This is a genomic window from Aliiroseovarius sp. xm-d-517, from assembly GCF_013283135.1.
Taxonomy (GTDB): domain Bacteria; phylum Pseudomonadota; class Alphaproteobacteria; order Rhodobacterales; family Rhodobacteraceae; genus Aliiroseovarius; species Aliiroseovarius crassostreae.
Genome location: NZ_WBXT01000001.1, coordinates 542,363 through 559,602, shown reverse-complemented (window position 1 = coordinate 559,602; position 17,240 = coordinate 542,363). Strand labels below are relative to the sequence as shown.

Sequence of the window (17,240 nt, the reverse complement as noted above, 5' to 3'; positions counted from 1 at the left end):
GGCCTGCCCTGCGCGAGTTGTACACTTCCGACACCGCAGGGACAGGCGGGGACCTTCGGGTCTCCGCCTTTGTCATTCCTGCGGCCAGTCCCGCTGTTGTTCTAACTCAGGCCAGCCGTAACAGCCGTGCCAATGCCACGAGGTCCGGGCCAGTCTCAGCCTGAATGGCGGACCAGAGCCGGTCCCCCTGCCCGCCGCCTGCCCCACCGGTCAGCGCCCGCGCCTTGGCCCGCAGCTTGCGACGGCGCGTGTCCAGAGGCACAGGCGTATCCAGATCATGCTCTGCCGTGCGGCGCCCCGTGACAGTGTCAATCACCAGCTGCGCCTCTGTTTCCTTGACCGCGTCATCCCCGATCACATGCAGTTTGCGTGCAAGCGCCTGCAATTCCGGGTCCCTGGCCCGCGCATCCGAGAAACTGTTCAGCGCCGCCGTGTCACAGCCGCTGATCACCATCGCCGCCACATGGGCATAGGAAAACTTCACCTCAAGCCCGGTCGCCGGGGTCGGAATATTGCACACGCTCAGCCAGCGAGGATGGGTGCGCAATTCGATCGACACCACCTGATCGGGCCGCAGCATCAGCGGTGAGAGCGCCTCGATCATCGCATGGGTGCCATGGCAGCAGGCATGAAACTTGTGACTGATCGACAGGATCTGCCACTGCGTGCCCATCCCCTCAAACGCCCCCATATTGCCCTCACCTGCATGGGTCGGACCAAAGCCCTGCTCAGCGGTCAACCCGTCCGGGGTCGACAGAAACCCGGCGCGGGCAGCACGGGCCGCCTCCACCCCGGTTTGGGCGGCCATACCCGCGTGATAGGGCTTGCCCATGGTGCCAAACTGGCTTTTCAACCCGGCGGCACGGGTGGCGCAAAGGCCAAGCGCATGCAGGGTCTGCGCCTCAGTAAGCCCCAAAAGGCGCGCCCCCGCCAGCGTCGCACCAAACGCCCCCGCCGTGGCGGTCTGATGAAACCCGGTCTGGTAATGTGATCGCCCCAGCCACATCCCGACACGGATTGACGCTTCCACCCCGATCAGGGCCGCTTCCAGCATCTCCTGCCCGGTCTTACCCTCCGCCTCAGCCAGGGCCAGCGCGGCGGGGATCACGGCCACGGACGGATGGCCGATATGGGCAAAATGCGTGTCATCATAGTCAAGCGCATGGCTGGTGGTTCCGTTGATCAGTGCGGCGGCACGGGCGGGCAGACGGGTGGCCGAACCGATGACACTGGCCTGCGCCTGCCCTCCATCCTCAAGCCCCATGTCGCGCAGGATCTCTGAGACCGGCTCACGCGCGCCTGCGATAGAGACGGCCGCCCAGTCCAGCAGGGACAGGCACATCATTTCAAGCGCCTCCCCGGCCCCGGTCAGGGGCGCGTGGGCGAAACGGGCCAAAAGCCGCGCCGGATCACTTGCCCCCGCGCCGGTTGGAATTTCCTGGGCACCGGGATGCGTTTCTGTCTGATGATCCATTGGTCACTCCCTTGAAAACAAGCGTTCTTGTCCCCATAAGACCTATAGGCAATTCGCCCAGCTTCGCAATGATCACAAAGGCCTCAACATGCTCGACACCAGTTTCTGGATCACCTCCGCCGCCATTCTGGCGCTTCTGGTGCTGTCAGGCTTTTTCTCAGGTTCGGAAACCGCGCTGACCGCTGCGTCGCGCGGCAAGCTGCGCTCGCGGGCGGATCGTGGCGAACGCGGGGCGCAGCGCGCGTTGGAGATCACCGAGGATAATGAGCGGCTGATCGGATCGGTTCTGCTGGGCAACAACCTGGTGAACATCCTTGCCACTTCGCTAGCAACCGCCCTTTTCACCCGCCTGTTTGGCGACAGCGGCGTGGCGCTGGCCACGCTGGTGATGACCTTCTTGGTGCTGATCTTTGCCGAGGTGCTGCCCAAAACCTATGCCATCACCCGGCCCGAAGCCGCCGCCGGCGCGGCCTCGGGGCCGATTGCGGTGGTGATCTTGATCTTTTCACCAATCGTGGCCGCCGTGCGCGCAATCACGCGGGGTGTTCTGAACCTGTTTGGGGTCGAAACCGATCCGGACAGCCAGATCCTGGCAGTGCGCGAAGAAATCGCCGGGGCCATCACGCTGGGCCATTCGGAAGGGGCCGTGGAAAAGGAAGATCGCGACCGGTTGTTAGGGGCGCTGGATCTGGGGGATCGCGCGGTCGAAGAGATTATGCTGCATCGTTCCAAGATCGAGATGATTGACGCCGACGCCCCGGCGCTTGACGTTCTGGAACAGATCCTCGCCTCTCCCCATACCCGGTTGCCGGTCTATCGTGGCGAGCAGGAAAACATCATTGGTGTGCTTCACGCCAAGGATCTGAGCCGCGCCATGTATGCCTTTCAGTCCTCGGGGAAATCACTGGATGATTTCGACGTGATGCAGGTGGTGATGGAACCCTATTTCATCCCCGAAACCACCACGCTCGACGACCAGATGCGCCAGTTCCTGCATCGCCACACCCATTTTGCGCTGGTGGTGGATGAGTATGGCTCCCTTGAAGGGCTGATCACGCTTGAGGATATTCTGGAAGAAATCGTCGGCGAAATCACCGATGAGTTCGACTCGGCGGATGAGGAAGAAATCACCCGCACCCCGGATGGGCATTACCTGATTGACGGCGCTATGACGATCCGCGACCTGAACCGCGCGCGCGACTGGCAATTGCCTGATGACGAGGCCAACACCATTGCAGGTCTGGTCATTCACGAAGCCCAGATGATCCCCAGCGAAGGCCAGGTGTTCAGCTTTCACGGGTTCCGGTTTGAGGTGCTCCGACGCGATGGCAACCGGATTGCCGAATTGAAAATCCGCCCCCTTTAAAGCGTTTCGGTCTCTCTTGTGACGGGGGAGAATTGAAACGCTTTTCACATCTTCGCCGCCTCCTCCCTCATCCAATACCGCCCAACCGGGGGCGGGCTAACAGATTGGCCAGCTTGATCCGTCACCATGGCGCAGAGGATACTGATCCTTTCAATCAAGGAGGGTGTCATGAGAAATGTATCGCTCGTTGTGATTGGTTTAGTCCTGTTTTTTACCGGCTGCTCGGACAAGAGCGCCAATAGTTCTGGGGACAACATTATCGTGCAAAGGTCCGATTTCAGTCCAATAAACCCTGCTTTTTGGGGTATTCCACCGCAACCGTGATTAAGGTTTGTGGCAGGCCCGAGGGCGCGATTTTACCCGGGCTTTGGATTGAACAACAAAAAACGGGCCACCTTTTCGGATGTGGCCCGTTCCTGTTTCAGGGGCGATTGCGCCAATTGGCACTACATCTTTTTAGCTAAAGCGTTCCGCCAAAAACCTGAAAGGCTGGTTTGTGGAGGAGCGCGCGAAACGCTCGTATGGTGCGCCGCGGCTCACCGCCCTTTGAAAAACGAGCCCAAAATGCCGCGCACGATGCGCCGCCCGGTTGTGCCCTTAAGCTCCTTGATCACGGCGGTCGCAATCGCTGACCCAAACCCGTCTTCGGATTTGCGTTTGGGCTTGCGCGCGGTGGAGCGACCGACACGGGTGCCGGAATAGCGCCGTCCGGCGCGATAGTCGCGTTCTGCCACGCTCTCGGCCTCCTCCTCGGCGCGCTCGGCTTCTTCGGCCTCTTGCGCCGCCTTGTCGGCACGGGCTTGAAGCACCTCAAAGGCACTTTCGCGATCTTTCAGATCCTCATACTTGCCAGCAATCGGCGAGGCTTTGATCAACGCCTGACGGGTCGCTGCATCCACCGGGCCAAGCTGCGAGCTGGGCGGGCGGATCAGCGTGCGCTCCACCATACCCGGTGCCCCTTTGCGTTCCAGAAACGAGGTGACCGCCTCGCCCACGCCAACTTCACGAATGGCATCCTCGGTGGAAAAGCGGGGATTGTCGCGATAGGTCTCCGCCGCCTGGCGCAGCTCCTTGCGGTCCTTGGCGGTGAAGGCGCGCAGCGCGTGCTGCACCCGGTTGCCAAGCTGGCCCAGAATATCCTCGGGCACATCCGCCGGGTTCTGGGTGCAGAAATAAACGCCTACGCCCTTCGACCGGATCAGGCGGGCCACCTGTTCGACTTTATCCACCAGCGCCTTGGGGGCATCGTCAAACAGCAGATGCGCCTCGTCGAAGAAAAACACCAGCTTGGGCTTGTCGGGGTCCCCCACCTCGGGCAGTTCCTCAAACAGTTCCGACAAAAGCCAAAGCAGGAAGGTGGCGTAAAGCTTGGGAGAGGCCATCAGCTTGTCCGCGGCCAGGATCGAAATGCGCCCGCGCCCATCCGTGTCGGTGCGCATCATATCCGACAGCTCCAGTGCGGGTTCCCCAAACAGCTTGTGCCCGCCCTGATTTTCCAACACCAGAAGCGCGCGCTGAATGGCCCCCACCGAGGCCGTGGAGACATTGCCATACCGCAGGGAAAGATCTTTGGAATTCTCTCCAACCCAGACCAGAAGCGCCTGCAGATCCTTCAGATCAAGCAAAGGCAGCCCCTGTTCATCGGCCACGCGGAAGGCAATGTTCAGCACCCCTTCCTGCGCTTCGGTCAATTCCAGAAGCTGTGCCAGCAACAAGGGCCCCATTTCCGTCACCGTGGTGCGGATCGGATGGCCCTGATCGCCATAAAGGTCCCAAAAGGTCACCGGGAAGGCCTGATAGGCGTAATCGGTGAACCCGATCTTTTCAGCCCGAGAGGTGAAGGCCTCATGCAGTTTGAAACTTTCCGACCCCGCAACGGCAAGACCGGACAGATCGCCTTTGACATCCGACAGGAACACCGGCACGCCCTGGGCGGCGAAGCTTTCGGCCATGATCTGAAGCGTGACCGTCTTGCCGGTGCCCGTGGCCCCCGCCACCAGCCCATGCCGGTTGGCATATTTCAGCAAGAGCGTTTGCGCCGCGCCGTAGCCTTCGCCACCGCCACCAATGAAAATCGTTTCACTCATCTGATCTGCCTGTCTAATTCACGCGCCGCTGGCGGGTGTTGCGCCCGCACGGTCGGGTGTTCCAATTCCGTTCTCCCTGACAATACAAAATTAACCCTTCTGTGAAAGGGTGAAATCATTCCCGATGGGCACGCGCCCCGGGAAGACTTCCTCCCTGTCAGACTGCCGCGCCTTTCGGGCGCGGCTTTTTTATCGGACCGACCTGCATGCGGCCCCGCATGCGGCATTTTTTATGATCCAGATCAAATTCAAGTCTTGACCACTGCGACCAAGTGACATAGCGTCCCCCCATAAGCCGGTCAGTCCGGCAGGGAGAGAATTAGAAAGGGATCCGCATTTGCCGGGTCCTTTTCTTCTTTTGTAAACCGTCACTTACCCTTTCCATTCAATTCTCAGCCTCAGCGAGGGGATCAGCGAAAATCCCCCCTCGGTCAAACCCGGTTTTCTTTTCCACCTGACAGCCCTGACGCCTCGTGCTAAGCCATGCGCAACTGAAACAAAAGACGTTGGAAAAGACGGAATATGATGACGGTTGATTTGATGAAACCCCTGTTGAAACCCCTGTCAATTGCCGCGATTCTCGCCCTTGGCACGGCAGCGATGGCGCAAGAAAGCACCGATGCCACCGCACCGGAAGCCGCAGAGGTGACACAGGACAGCACCGACACTGTGCAGGATGGGCCGGATATGGGCACCGAAGTGTCCGATGCCGAGCTGCAACCCGGCGCGCCGTATATCGCCTCCACCCATGGTGAGTGGGAGGTGAAATGCCTGAACAATCCCGACGGGGACGATCCCTGCCAGATCTATCAGCTGCTGAAAGATGAAGGTGGCAATTCGGTTGCAGAAGTCTCTCTGGGCAAATTGCCCGAAGGGGGCCAGGCTGCTGCGGGGGCAACGGTTGTGGTGCCGCTGGAAACCTTGCTGACCCAGCAATTGACCATCTCGGTGGATGGCGCGCAGACCCGCCGCTACCCGTTCCGCTTCTGCTCTCAGCCGGGCTGCGTGGCCAATATCGGCTTTACCGCGGCCGAAATCGCTGCGTTCAAAAAGGGCGCCAAGGCCACGGTGACCATCGTCCCCGCAGCAGCAGCCAACCAGAAGGTCAATCTGGACATGTCGCTGACCGGCTTTACCGCCGCCTATGACGCGCTGGCGCAGCCTGTCGCGCAGTAACGCCACCGACTTTCAACACACCTAAAAACGCCGCCCTTTCAGGCGGCGTTTTCTGTTAAAGCGTCGCGCGTTTTCCCTGTCTCAGGTGAACGTCGAAACGATTTTGCTCGTCGTTGTAAAACAGACTGGGTCGCGCACTGGGCAATTAACTGTGGCAATTAACAGTGGGCAATTTAACCGGGCGAACCAAACTGACGCTCAGGGCGCGCGCCGCAAGGCCAGCACCGCGTTCAGCCCACCAAACGCAAAAGCATTGGACAGCACCGCTTCGACCCGTGCTTCGCGCGCCTCGTTCGGCACCACATCCAGCGCGCATTCCGGGTCCGGCTCCTGATACCCGATTGTGGGCGCGATCACCCCGTCCCTCAGCGCCATGATACAGGCCAGAAGCTCTACCGCGCCGGTGCCCCCGATCAGGTGCCCATGCATGGATTTGGTCGAGGAAATCATCAGGTCATCCGCATGATGGCCAAAGGCATCTGCCACCGCCGCGCATTCGGTCTTGTCATTGGCTGCGGTTCCGGTCCCATGGGCGTTGATATAGCAAACATCCTCGGGGTTCATCTGCGCATCACTGAGCGCGCCCCGGATGGCCCGTGCAGCCCCCTGGCGAGAGGGCATCACGATATCAGCCGCATCGGATGACATTGCAAAACCGGCCACTTCGGCGATGATCTCAGCGCCGCGCGCGCGCGCGTGTTCATAGTCTTCGAACACGAACACCGCGGCCCCTTCGCCCTGCACCATGCCGTTCCTGTTGGCGGAAAACGGGCGACAGGCATCGCGTGACATCACCCGAAGCCCTTCCCAGGCCTTGATGCCCCCGAAACACAGCATCGCCTCGGACCCGCCCGTCACCATCACATCCGCCATGCCAGACCGGATCATCTGCATCGCCTGCCCCATCGCATGGTTTGAACTGGCACAGGCGGTGGCGACGGTAAAGCTTGGCCCTTTCAGGTTCCATTCCATCGACACATGGCTGGCGGCGGCGTTGTTCATCAGCTTGGGCACCACAAAGGGATGCACCCGGTTCTTGCCATCCTCATAGACGGATCGGTAATTTTCATCGAGCGTGTTCATCCCCCCGCCCGATGTGCCCAGCACCACACCGGAACGGGTGGCAAGATCCCCGGAAAACACCAGACCGGACTGGGTCACCGCCTCTTGTGCGGCCAGCAGCGTGAACTGGGTAAACCGGTCATAAAGCGAAATCTTCTGGCGGTTGAAATGGGTTTCCGGGTCATAATTCTTGATCTGCCCACCGATCCGGATCGACAGGCGGTCCACATCGCGAAAATCGAGATCCGAAATGCCACAGCGCCCTTCGCGCATCGCCTCCATCGTCTCGGCAACATTTCGGCCAAGGGCATTGATAGTCCCCTGACCGGTGATCACAACACGCCGCATGAGGTTCAGGCTGCCTGCGCTGCAATCAAGCCTTCGACAGCCGTGATGATCGCCGCCACGGAAGAGATGTCAAACCCGCTTTCGTCTGGGTCGTTGGCATTGAAAGGCACTGAAATATCAAAGGCTTCTTCGATGGCAAAGATACTTTCGACCAGTCCGAGACTGTCAATGCCCAGCTCCTCTAGCGTCTGCTCGGGGCGCACATCCCCCGGCTCCAGCACGGCCTGTTCAGCGATGATCGCAATCACCCGGTCCCTTGTGTCAGACATATCAGCTCCTGTCCTTGGCCCGTTCCAGCCATAAATTAGGGTATGCCCCCCTACCGCTTCAAGGGGAACGGGGGCCTTTATCCGTCCTTATCCACGAGCTTTGAAACAGTTTTTTGAAGGTCGCGCAGGGTTTGGGCCAGGCGTGGCAGACGGCGCAATTCGCGCCGGATGGCCATTTCGGTTTCGATCTTCACCGCAGGGCTGCCCAGAACCGCGCGCCCCGCAGGAACATTGGTGTAGATATTGGTGCCCCCCCCGGCAATCACGTCGTCACCGATGAAGATATTGTCGCTGACACCGACCTTGCCCCCCAGCACAACCCGGTTGCCAATCCGGGCAGAGCCGGAGACCCCCACATTGCCGCACATCATGACATGTTCGCCCACAACCGCATTGTGACCCACCTGCACCTGACAGTCGATTTTGGTGCCATTTCCGATCTTTGTGGCCCGAATGGTGCCGCGATCAATGGTAGAAGCGGCGCCAACCTCGACATCATCCCCGATCTCAACCCCGCCGAGGGAATGCACACGTGCCCAATGGGCGCTGCCCTGAACCGCCCCGGCCTGTTCCCCTTCGGCCATATCTCCGCGCATCTTTTCCACGGCACTTTCGCGGTCCAGCGTCACGAATGAGAACCCGTCACTGCCGATCACCGCGTTGGCGTTCAGCACAAACCGGTCGCCGATCCGGCATTGATGCGCAATCCGCGCGCCGGGATGCAAAACCGCCGCATCGCCAATTTTCGTGTCATATCCGATCGAGACATGGGCCCCGATGGTGGCGTTTTTTCCAATCACCACCCCGGCACCGATCACGACAAAAGGACCGATGCATGCCCCCTCACCGATCTGGGCGGTGTCATCCACCACAGCGGTTGGATGGATCCCAGGCGCCACGCCCATACCGGGGTCAAGCGCACGGGTCAGAAGCGGCATCGCAGCCTTGCCCCGGTTCAGACAGATGGCCCCGTCCAACCCCAGCCCCTGCCAGTCCGCACCCTCCCACAACAGCGCCGCCCGCGCGGCCCCTTGCGCAAACCCGTCCGCATATTTCGGGTCCATTGCCAGCGCCAGATGCTCCGGCCCCGCATCAGCAGGTTCGCGCACCCCGTCAAGCGCGATATCCCCGCGCCCCTGCACCTCGGTTCCAAGCGCCTTGGCGATTTCGGCAAGCGTGAATGTCATGTCTTTTCTCCTTTGGGACCGGCAGGTCAGGGGTCGGCATTTCGACCCCGGCGGACGTAAAAAGGGGCGCGAGGTCCCCCTTGCGCCCCGTTGTCAAACCGGTGGCCTGGCATCTCTTATGACTGGATTTAACTGTCTACGGCCCGAAGCGCCACCCCGGCTTTGCTCAGGGCCTGCCAAATCTTGGCATCCCGGCCATAAACGTCGCGGCGGTAATTGGCCCGCCCCTTGGCCGGCATGACCGCCGTGCGATAGACCAGATGCACCGGCAGCGGTTCTTGCAGATCAATACGCGTTTCCTTGCCGGAATTCAGCGCCTTGTGGAACACGCCTTTCGGGTCTTTCGTCTGTCTCGCCAGCAGCGCGTAGGCGAAATCAAACGGGTCGTTCAGGCGGATACACCCATGGCTGAAGGCACGCGTTTCCCGTGAAAACAGGCTTTTCGACGGGGTGTCATGCAGATAGATATTATGCCGGTTCGGGAACATGAACTTGACCAGCCCCAAAGCATTGCGCCCGGACGGGGCTTGCTTGATCGCAAAGGGAAAGCTCTTTTCCGTGAACTGCGTGAAGTCCACCGACCCACGATTGACCGTGCGTCCCCGGCTGTCGATCAGCTTCAGATGGCTGACCGCATTGGGGTTCTTTTTCAGCATCGGAAGGTATTCCTTGGTGGCAATAGAACGCGGCACGTTCCAGGTCGGATTGACCACCATGAATTCCATCACATCGGAAAACTCCGGGCTGCGTTGGTCTTTCACATTCTTACCGATCACGGATCGGGTGCGGAAAACGGTTTTGCCGCCATCCACGATCTTCGCGGTGAAATCGGTCAGGTTCACCCAGATATGGCGTTTGCCGCGCTCGATATTCATCCAGCGTTCCCGCTCCATCGCCACGATAACCGACACCAGACGTTTTTGCACCGGCACGTTGATCTCATTCATGGTGCCGGCGCCAACCACGCCATCGGTGAGCAGCCCATGATCGCGCTGGAACAGCTGAACCGCCTTCTGGATCGCCACATCATAGGTCTGGGTAGAAGAGCGTTTCAGATAGCCCATCGCCTGCAGCCGGTCGCGCAGCGCCACCACGGCCTTTCCGGACTGGCCCGGTTTGAGGGACTTGGCAGGCACTTTCGGCCCCCAGCCCCCGCGCGCGAGCAGCTTCTCGAGCCGGATCTTTTCCTTCATCAACCGGGCATATTCCGGTGCTTTCGGTGGCAGGGCCTTCAAGAACCCCGCCGGGCTTGATTTGGCAAACGCGGCCAGAAGCTGTGCCCGATCCCGCAGCGGCACATCGCGCACGATTCCGCTGTCGATGCTGGAAGGTTTTACAATGCCGGTCTGCACATCCCGCGCATAGCGCAGAAACAGCTTTGACATCTGAACCTCAAGCTTGCCCAGATCCCGCACGCTTTTCACCTGCCCAAGGTTGGTTCTGAGCAGATCGGTCTCATATGCCGGCAATCCATGATCCCCTGCCTGGGACAAGGCCTGCAAAAGCGCCTTGCGACGCGACCGATCCTTGCCACCGGTCCCGGTCCAGATCGCCTTGTAGCCATTGGCCTTGTAGAAAGCCGCCACCGATGCGTCGCGCGCAGCCGCCTCGGCCACGGCCTGTGCAAAGGCAGATGGGCTGGACTGGGCCCGGGCCCCGGACACCGTGGCAAAGACCGCCACTGAAAGGCTAAGCGCCCAAACCAGAACCAGATGCGCAGAAAAAGCACGAGAATTTCGCAGTGATAGAGTTGTCATATCAATCCCGTTGATACCAAATAATCCGAAAGACCGGCGAATTGTCTTAAATCCCTCTGGGACTGTCCACTCACAAAACCGAAATCTGAGAAGCAATTTAACAATCGCAAGGGAATTTCGAAGAACTGGCGCGTTTTGGTCACGGTTAACCAGTTATTTTCCATTTTCAGCAAAATTTTGCCGACCAGTCTTGAAAACGCCCCCGGTGTTAAAACTTCCCTTGGTTTGCGATTCGACTTGTGCCATAAAACAGACGCACCTGAGGGGAAAAAGGTAGCAATAGGACGACGATCACGCGCCCCTCCAGAAGGGCGGGATCAGAGGACAGGCAAGCGACGGGACACGCTGAACTATGACTATGACGGTTTCGACTGATCTTTCGACCGAGCGGAATTCTTCCACCCTGCTGACACGCCGCGGATTGCTGGGCGCCTTTGCCGCTACGGCCGTATCTGCCGCTCCGATGTATGCCAATGCCGCAGGCTTTCTGCGTGGCGGCGGCGATGTGCGCCGCATTGCCATGTATTCCGGCCGCACCGGTGAATCGATCAATATGATCTATTGGGTCGAAGGCAAATACATCAAAGAATCCCTTCAGGAAATCAATCACTTCATGCGCGACTGGCGCGTGGACCGGTCGGTCAGGATGGACACCCGTACCATCGATATCATGGCCGCCGCCCATGGGCTGATGGATGTGCGTGAGCCCTATATGATGCTGTCGGGCTACCGCTCGCCGCAGACCAACGCCATGTTGCGCAGCAAGTCGCGTGGGGTGGCCAAGAACTCTTTGCATATGAAGGGTCAGGCTGCTGATCTGCGCCTGAAATCACGCAGCGTGAACCAGATGTTCAAAGCCGCAGCCGCCTGCCGTGGCGGAGGGGTTGGAAAATATACCGGTTCCAATTTCGTGCATATGGATTGCGGCACCGTGCGCACCTGGGGACGCTGAGCCCAGCCCACGCCCCCCCCTGATCGACATCCTGAAGACCCCTTCAAAGGCTCCCGTCCCGGTGAGCCTTTTTTACGTGAGCCGCTTTTTTCGCAGGTTGCAGGAACGGGATATCTGAGACTGTCTGCCCCGGCACGGGGTGCTGCGCACGGGTCGCAGATGCGAAACGCGGGCTCCTTTCGGATCCCGCGTTCTTCACCGGGGCGCCCCCTCAGCCCAGGGGGTCACCCTCTGATCGCCCTGATGCACTCAACCCTCACGCGGCATCAGGCGATCCGGTTCATTGGCCTCCAGATAGGCCTCCTGCTCCGGCGTCAGGTCCACCTCTTCATACCCGCTGATCATGGGCCGGACATGTTCACGGAACCCGTGGCCAATGGTCAGCATATAGACATGCACCACGACAAAAGCTGCGATCACATAGGCGGCCAGAAGATGCAGATTGGCCACCACGTAAAGCGTGAAACTCGCATCCCCCTCGGCCCAGAAATTATAGGTCAGATAGATCAGGCCGGTGCCCCAGATCATCGGGAAGACAAACATTTTCAACCCGAAATACGCAAATATCTGCAACGGGTTATGCTTGCGCCAATAGAGTTTCTTATAGGGGTGTTTTTCCCCCTTGAAGACACCATAGGCATAGAACCGGGCCACCTGCAGCAATCCATCAAGCTGCGGGACAAACTGCTTCCAGGTGCCGGTGGTGAACAGCCAGAACGTGGCAAAGATCCACACCAGCAGCAGCGCAAGCGCCGCCATGGTGTGAAACATGACCGCCGGTCCGAAGGGCAGCAGGTCATGCACCCCGTTCATCCCGAACCCGGTCACCATCAGCACCATGATCAGCGCCATCTGCGTCCAGTGCCACAGGCGCTCAAACCGCGGGTAAACCTTGACGATACGTTTGCTCATGACGGTGTCCCTTTCGATTTGCGGCCAACCAGACGCAGCAGCGCATGGCCCGTGACGCCAAGCAGGGCGAGGGCAAAGATCGCCATGCCGATAAGGCCAAATGGGCCGCGCGGATCCGTGCCCGGCATGTAAACCGCCGCGATCCCGTCCAACCGGCCGTCCTCTGCATGGCAGGCTGCACAATCAAGAGCCTGATCTGCGGGCGCCACCATATGGGTGATCGGCCAATACATATACGTGTCCGTGAAATCGAACTGCCCGGAATACTCACGCCCGGCCGCCTTCATCCCGGCCTTGATCGCCTTGCCCCAATCGAAATTGGTCCAGAAGGCGGTATCGGTGGTTGGCCCCCAGACCTGTGAATAGGTCAGTTTGTTCGACGCCGTGTCATAGGCCTGACGGCCCTCCATGCGTTTGAACGGCCAGATCCGGCTGTCCGTGGCGCCCGGCGTGCCGTTCAGACGGTTCACCTCAACCACTTTGGACGGGTCGATCACCTCATCCGTTGCATATTCCACGTGACCGTTGAACCAGTCGTAATGCGGCACCACGTCCTCGCCATAGTCGAAGATCCCTTTGGTGGACAGGTAGGTGTGCAGCTTCTTGCCATCGGACTGCACCCAGTTGTCCTCATGCATCGGTTTGCCATCCGGTCCCATACGCCCTGCGGCCGACCAGTCCCAATAGGTCTTTGTGGCCACGCCACCGCGGGCAAATTCCGGGATGTGGCAGGTCTGACAGGCCAGTTTATCCGTGTGATCATTCAGCTTTACGCCTTTGATATTCAACGGGTGCGGTGCATCTGAGTGGCAGCTTTCGCAGGTCGCGGTCGTGCGGCCGGCGCCGGGCTTCGGGTGCTCCGGCAATGTGACCACCGTGTCATAACGTGATCCGGCCCAGTCGTGCTTTTCCTCAACATGACAGGTGGAACAGGTGAAATTCTCGCCCTCGGGCGACATATGCACATCCACCTGTTTCGACGGGTTATAAAGCGCTGAGCTGAGATCGCCGTGCTTCACATTGTCCCCGCCGCCGCCATAGAAATGGCAGTTGCCGCAATTGTCGCGCCCCGGCATGGCAACCGATTGTGCCGATTTGGCCAGATCCACCGCCCAGGCAAGCTGCCCGGTGATGGTTTTGGTGCCCGGCTTGACCGGATCCAGCGGGGGGTGCCCTGCCCCGGTGGCGGTCTTGGTATATTGGCCGGATCGGTCGTGGCAAACCAGACAGTCCGGCGCGACCCCCGCATCAGCGGGTGTGACCGACATGTCATCCCAGCCATAGCCCGCATGGCACGAGGTGCAGCGCGGTTCATTCCCCGCCACATTGCCACAAAACGCATTGATCACTTTGGATTTGCCCAGCGTCTGGCCCGATGCACTTTCGTAATTCCAATTGAAATGGATCGAATGCATGATCTGATCATCCGCCTCATTGTGGCAGGTCAGACAGGCTTTTGTCACCTCAGGCCCTGAGGCGAACGGGCCTTTCAAGGCCTCAAACGTGCTGTGGTCAGCGGTAGAAGATGTTGGAATTGCGGGCGGTTTCTCGGGGACCTTCGCCCCGTTTGATCCGGTTTCGGCCAAGGAGATCTGCGCGAACATCACCCCAATAACGACCCAGACCACCCTTTTCAGGATTGTGTTCATGGCTGGCTCTCCCCTGCCGGTGGTTCGCGCAGCACCGACTCATATTCATTCATTCATATATTATCTCATTTGCAAATTCCAGACCATGTATCAAAACGCCGCATCCCGCATTTCGGCCATGATCAGCCCATTGCCCTCATCGCCCCGATCAGGCAGTGTCGTGCAAACTTTCCCCTCTGACCCGAAGGCCCCAGATGAAACCCTTTCTGATCTTGCAATTGCGCCCCGAAACCGATGCCTCGGATGACGAGTTTCAGGCCTTTCTGAGCAAAGGGAATCTGTCGCGTGACGAGGTGCATCGCATTCGCCTGGATCAGGACAACCTGCCTGCGGATCTGAACCTTGATGCCTATTCCGGCGTCATTGTCGGGGGCGGACCCGGCTGTGTTTCGGACGCGCCGGAAAAGAAAAAACCGATTGAGGCCAAGATCGAAGCAGAATGCCTGTCCTTGATGCCGGAAATCACCGCCCGCGACATGCCATTTCTGGGCTGTTGTTATGGGATCGGCATCCTCGGCCACCATCTTGAACCGGGTGCGATCTCCAAGGATCGTTATGGCGAACCCGTGCGGGCAACCCCCTGCCGCGTGACGGATGATGGAAAAACTGACCCACTTCTCAACGGTTTACCCGAGGAGTTTGAGGCATTTGTCGGCCATAAGGAAGCGATGCAGCACCTGCCCGCAGGCTGTACCCATCTGGTCAGCGCCCCCGATTGCCCGTTCCAGATGGTGCGCTTTGGCCAGAATGTTTATGCCACCCAGTTCCACCCCGAGGCCGATGCACATGGGTTCGAAACCCGTATCGGCATCTATAAACATCACGGCTATTTCCCACCGGAAGAAGCCCAGTCCCTGATCGACATGGTGCATGCCGCCAATGTGGTGGTGCCGGAACAGATCCTCGCCAATTTCGTGTCCCGATACCGCAGCCGGTGATACAGGATGCCGGTGAAGCCGCCTGTTCAGATATGATAGGGGCGCTGCTCGGCAATGGTTTCCATTGAGAAATATGAGGTCACCCCGTCCAGTTCGACCGTGGAAATCAGGCGTTGATAGACCTGATCATAGCTTTGGATATCCTCGGTCACCACTTTAGCCAGATAGTCGTAATCCCCACCAATCCTAAAGAAATCAACAACTTCCGGAACGTTCAGCACTGCCCTGCGAAAATTCTTCAGCCAGTCGGATGAATGGTGCCGGGTGCGCATCAGCACAAAAACCACCAGCTTCAGGCCAAGTTTTTCCCGGTCCAGCCGCACCGTATTGCCGGTGATCACCCCGATCGCATTCAGGCTTTGCAACCGCCGCCAGCAGGCGTTTTGCGACAGCCCCACCCGTTCGGCCAGTTCGCGCTGGGAAATGGCGCCATCGCGCTGCAGGATCGCCAGAATCTCATGATCTTTCTGATCTACTTTTATGCCATTCATGTGGTCAATTTCATCATATTTTCCAATCTCACGCAGATATTACGTTCAAAATCTCGTCTAACCAATGGTGAAATTCCCCAAGACAGAAATGACGTCAGGGAACGTAATATGAGTATCGAGATCTTCAAATCCCTTTTGCGGCGGGCCGACGGGATGTCAAAGCTCCGCAATTCCGTTATTGGGGATGGGGTGAAAATTCCCGGCCTGTTCGGGGATGTCACGTTGACCTATGCCGATTACGTGGCGTCCGGGCGGGCATTGACACTGGTCGAAGACTTTGTCCGCGATCACGTTCTGCCCTTCTATGCCAACAGCCATACCGAGGCCTCCTATTGCGGTGCCTATATGACCCGAATGCGCGCGCAGGCGCGCGCCGAAATCACGCGGATCACCCGTGCCGACGATTGCTCAGTGATCTTTGCGGGGGCCGGGGCCACTGCGGGCCTGAACCGGATCGTGTCCCTGTTTGGTGTGAATAAAGCGCGGAAGTCCGTTGTTTTCATTGGACCTTATGAACATCACTCCAACATCCTTCCGTGGCGCGAATCCGCTGCAGAGGTTGTGGAAATCCCCGAAGCCCCGGCAGGAGGGCCGGATCTGGCAGCCCTTGAGGCAGCCCTTGTCACCCACGCAGATGCCGAGGTGAAAATCGGCAGTTTTTCAGCCGCTTCCAATGTGACCGGCGTGATCACGGACCCCGATCCGGTGACGCGGCTTTTGAAGGCACATGGCGCGCTGTCGGTCTGGGATTATGCGGGTGGCGCCCCTTATCTGCCGATTGACATGGCCCCTGCGCCAGATTGCCAGAAAGACGCAGTGGTGGTCTCACCGCATAAATTTCCAGGCGGTCCGGGCGCGTCCGGCCTGCTGATCGTGCGGGACGCAGCGGTCAGGTGCCACGCGCCAAGCCTGCCGGGGGGCGGCACTGTCAGCTTTGTCTCTCCCTGGAAACACAGCTATTCCGACACGCTTGCCACACGCGAAGAAGCCGGCACGCCAAATGTGGTGGGCGACATTCGCGCAGCCCTCGCCTTTCTGGTCAAGGAGGCGGTTGGGCAGGAGAGGATTTCTGCCCGCGAAGCCGACCTGAACGAGATGGCCATCACCGGTTGGGCCGACAATCCGCAGCTGGTGCTGCTGGGCACAGATCACCCCAACCGGCTGCCGATCTTTTCCTTTCTGGTGAAACGCGCGGACGGCCGCCCGTTTCATCACCAGCTGTTCACCCGAATGCTGAGCGACGTCTACGGCATTCAGGTGCGCGGCGGCTGCGCCTGTGCGGGCCCTTATGCCCACGCGCTGCTGGGGATCGACCAGACCGGCTCCGACGCCCTGTTCTGCGCACTGCAACAGGGGCATGAACTGGAGAAACCGGGCTGGGTGCGGCTTAATTTCAGCTATTTGATGTCAGATGAAAAAGCGCGCTACGTGATCGACAGCGTGAACGCGCTCACACACCGGCTGGACGAGCTGGAGGGGTATTACAAAGCGGACCCTGCAACCGCGCGCTTTGCGATTTCCACGCGTCCCGAAACGATCCCGCAAAGCGCATGACACACTGCCCAATCGGAC

Annotated in this window: 14 protein-coding genes; 5 read left to right on the top strand and 9 right to left on the bottom strand. The window is 59.4% G+C overall.

What is annotated here, in order from left to right:
* Nucleotides 1–106: 106 nt before the first annotated feature.
* Complete coding sequence (locus XMD517_RS02635; RefSeq protein WP_173487637.1) at nucleotides 107–1,474, bottom strand: MmgE/PrpD family protein; 1,368 nt, start codon at nucleotides 1,472–1,474, stop codon at nucleotides 107–109.
* A gap of 88 nt (nucleotides 1,475–1,562) precedes the next feature.
* On the opposite strand from XMD517_RS02635, the gene XMD517_RS02630 reads away from it, so the two are divergent.
* A complete protein-coding gene (locus XMD517_RS02630; protein ID WP_173488279.1) occupies nucleotides 1,563–2,840 on the top strand; it encodes an HlyC/CorC family transporter in 1,278 nt (425 codons plus the stop codon).
* 536 nt (nucleotides 2,841–3,376) lie between these two features.
* Here XMD517_RS02630 and XMD517_RS02625 read toward each other — a convergent pair.
* Nucleotides 3,377–4,927: a helicase HerA-like domain-containing protein gene (locus XMD517_RS02625; protein ID WP_173488278.1), complete on the bottom strand. Its 1,551-nt coding sequence runs from the start codon at nucleotides 4,925–4,927 to the stop codon at nucleotides 3,377–3,379.
* Between the two features lie 522 nt (nucleotides 4,928–5,449).
* Here XMD517_RS02625 and XMD517_RS02620 point away from each other — a divergent pair.
* Nucleotides 5,450–6,103, top strand: coding sequence for an invasion associated locus B family protein (locus XMD517_RS02620; RefSeq protein WP_254449824.1), 654 nt, complete (start codon nucleotides 5,450–5,452; stop codon nucleotides 6,101–6,103).
* A 198-nt stretch (nucleotides 6,104–6,301) separates the two neighbouring features.
* On the opposite strand, the gene XMD517_RS02615 is transcribed toward XMD517_RS02620, so the two are convergent.
* From XMD517_RS02615 to XMD517_RS02600, 4 genes are all read right to left on the bottom strand, one after another.
* Nucleotides 6,302–7,513: a beta-ketoacyl synthase gene (locus tag XMD517_RS02615; protein WP_173487633.1), complete on the bottom strand. Its 1,212-nt coding sequence runs from the start codon at nucleotides 7,511–7,513 to the stop codon at nucleotides 6,302–6,304.
* 5 nt (nucleotides 7,514–7,518) lie between these two features.
* Nucleotides 7,519–7,782, bottom strand: a complete 264-nt coding sequence (locus XMD517_RS02610; protein WP_173487632.1) for an acyl carrier protein — start codon at nucleotides 7,780–7,782, stop codon at nucleotides 7,519–7,521.
* Nucleotides 7,783–7,859: 77 nt separating this feature from the next.
* A complete protein-coding gene (locus tag XMD517_RS02605) occupies nucleotides 7,860–8,969 on the bottom strand; it encodes a UDP-3-O-(3-hydroxymyristoyl)glucosamine N-acyltransferase (protein ID WP_173487631.1) in 1,110 nt (369 codons plus the stop codon).
* Between the two features lie 128 nt (nucleotides 8,970–9,097).
* Complete coding sequence (locus XMD517_RS02600; RefSeq protein WP_173487630.1) at nucleotides 9,098–10,726, bottom strand: murein L,D-transpeptidase; 1,629 nt, start codon at nucleotides 10,724–10,726, stop codon at nucleotides 9,098–9,100.
* Between the two features lie 352 nt (nucleotides 10,727–11,078).
* Here XMD517_RS02600 and XMD517_RS02595 point away from each other — a divergent pair, with 352 nt between their 5' ends.
* Nucleotides 11,079–11,678, top strand: a complete 600-nt coding sequence (locus tag XMD517_RS02595; protein WP_254449823.1) for a DUF882 domain-containing protein — start codon at nucleotides 11,079–11,081, stop codon at nucleotides 11,676–11,678.
* Nucleotides 11,679–11,927: 249 nt separating this feature from the next.
* On the opposite strand, the gene XMD517_RS02590 is transcribed toward XMD517_RS02595, so the two are convergent.
* On the bottom strand, nucleotides 11,928–12,590 hold the full coding sequence (locus XMD517_RS02590; RefSeq protein WP_173487629.1) for a cytochrome b/b6 domain-containing protein: 663 nt from the start codon (nucleotides 12,588–12,590) through the stop codon (nucleotides 11,928–11,930).
* Nucleotides 12,587–14,239: a tetrathionate reductase family octaheme c-type cytochrome gene (locus tag XMD517_RS02585; RefSeq protein WP_173487628.1), complete on the bottom strand. Its 1,653-nt coding sequence runs from the start codon at nucleotides 14,237–14,239 to the stop codon at nucleotides 12,587–12,589. Before XMD517_RS02585 ends, XMD517_RS02590 begins: the two co-directional genes overlap by 4 nt.
* 194 nt (nucleotides 14,240–14,433) lie before the next feature.
* On the opposite strand from XMD517_RS02585, the gene XMD517_RS02580 reads away from it, so the two are divergent.
* Nucleotides 14,434–15,177: a glutamine amidotransferase gene (locus XMD517_RS02580; protein WP_173487627.1), complete on the top strand. Its 744-nt coding sequence runs from the start codon at nucleotides 14,434–14,436 to the stop codon at nucleotides 15,175–15,177.
* Between the two features lie 26 nt (nucleotides 15,178–15,203).
* On the opposite strand, the gene XMD517_RS02575 is transcribed toward XMD517_RS02580, so the two are convergent.
* Nucleotides 15,204–15,668, bottom strand: coding sequence for an Lrp/AsnC family transcriptional regulator (locus tag XMD517_RS02575; protein WP_173487626.1), 465 nt, complete (start codon nucleotides 15,666–15,668; stop codon nucleotides 15,204–15,206).
* Nucleotides 15,669–15,776: 108 nt separating this feature from the next.
* On the opposite strand from XMD517_RS02575, the gene XMD517_RS02570 reads away from it, so the two are divergent.
* The gene (locus tag XMD517_RS02570; RefSeq protein WP_173487625.1) at nucleotides 15,777–17,222 is read left to right on the top strand and encodes an aminotransferase class V-fold PLP-dependent enzyme; all 1,446 of its coding nucleotides are present in this window, start codon (nucleotides 15,777–15,779) and stop codon (nucleotides 17,220–17,222) included.
* Nucleotides 17,223–17,240: the final 18 nt, after the last annotated feature.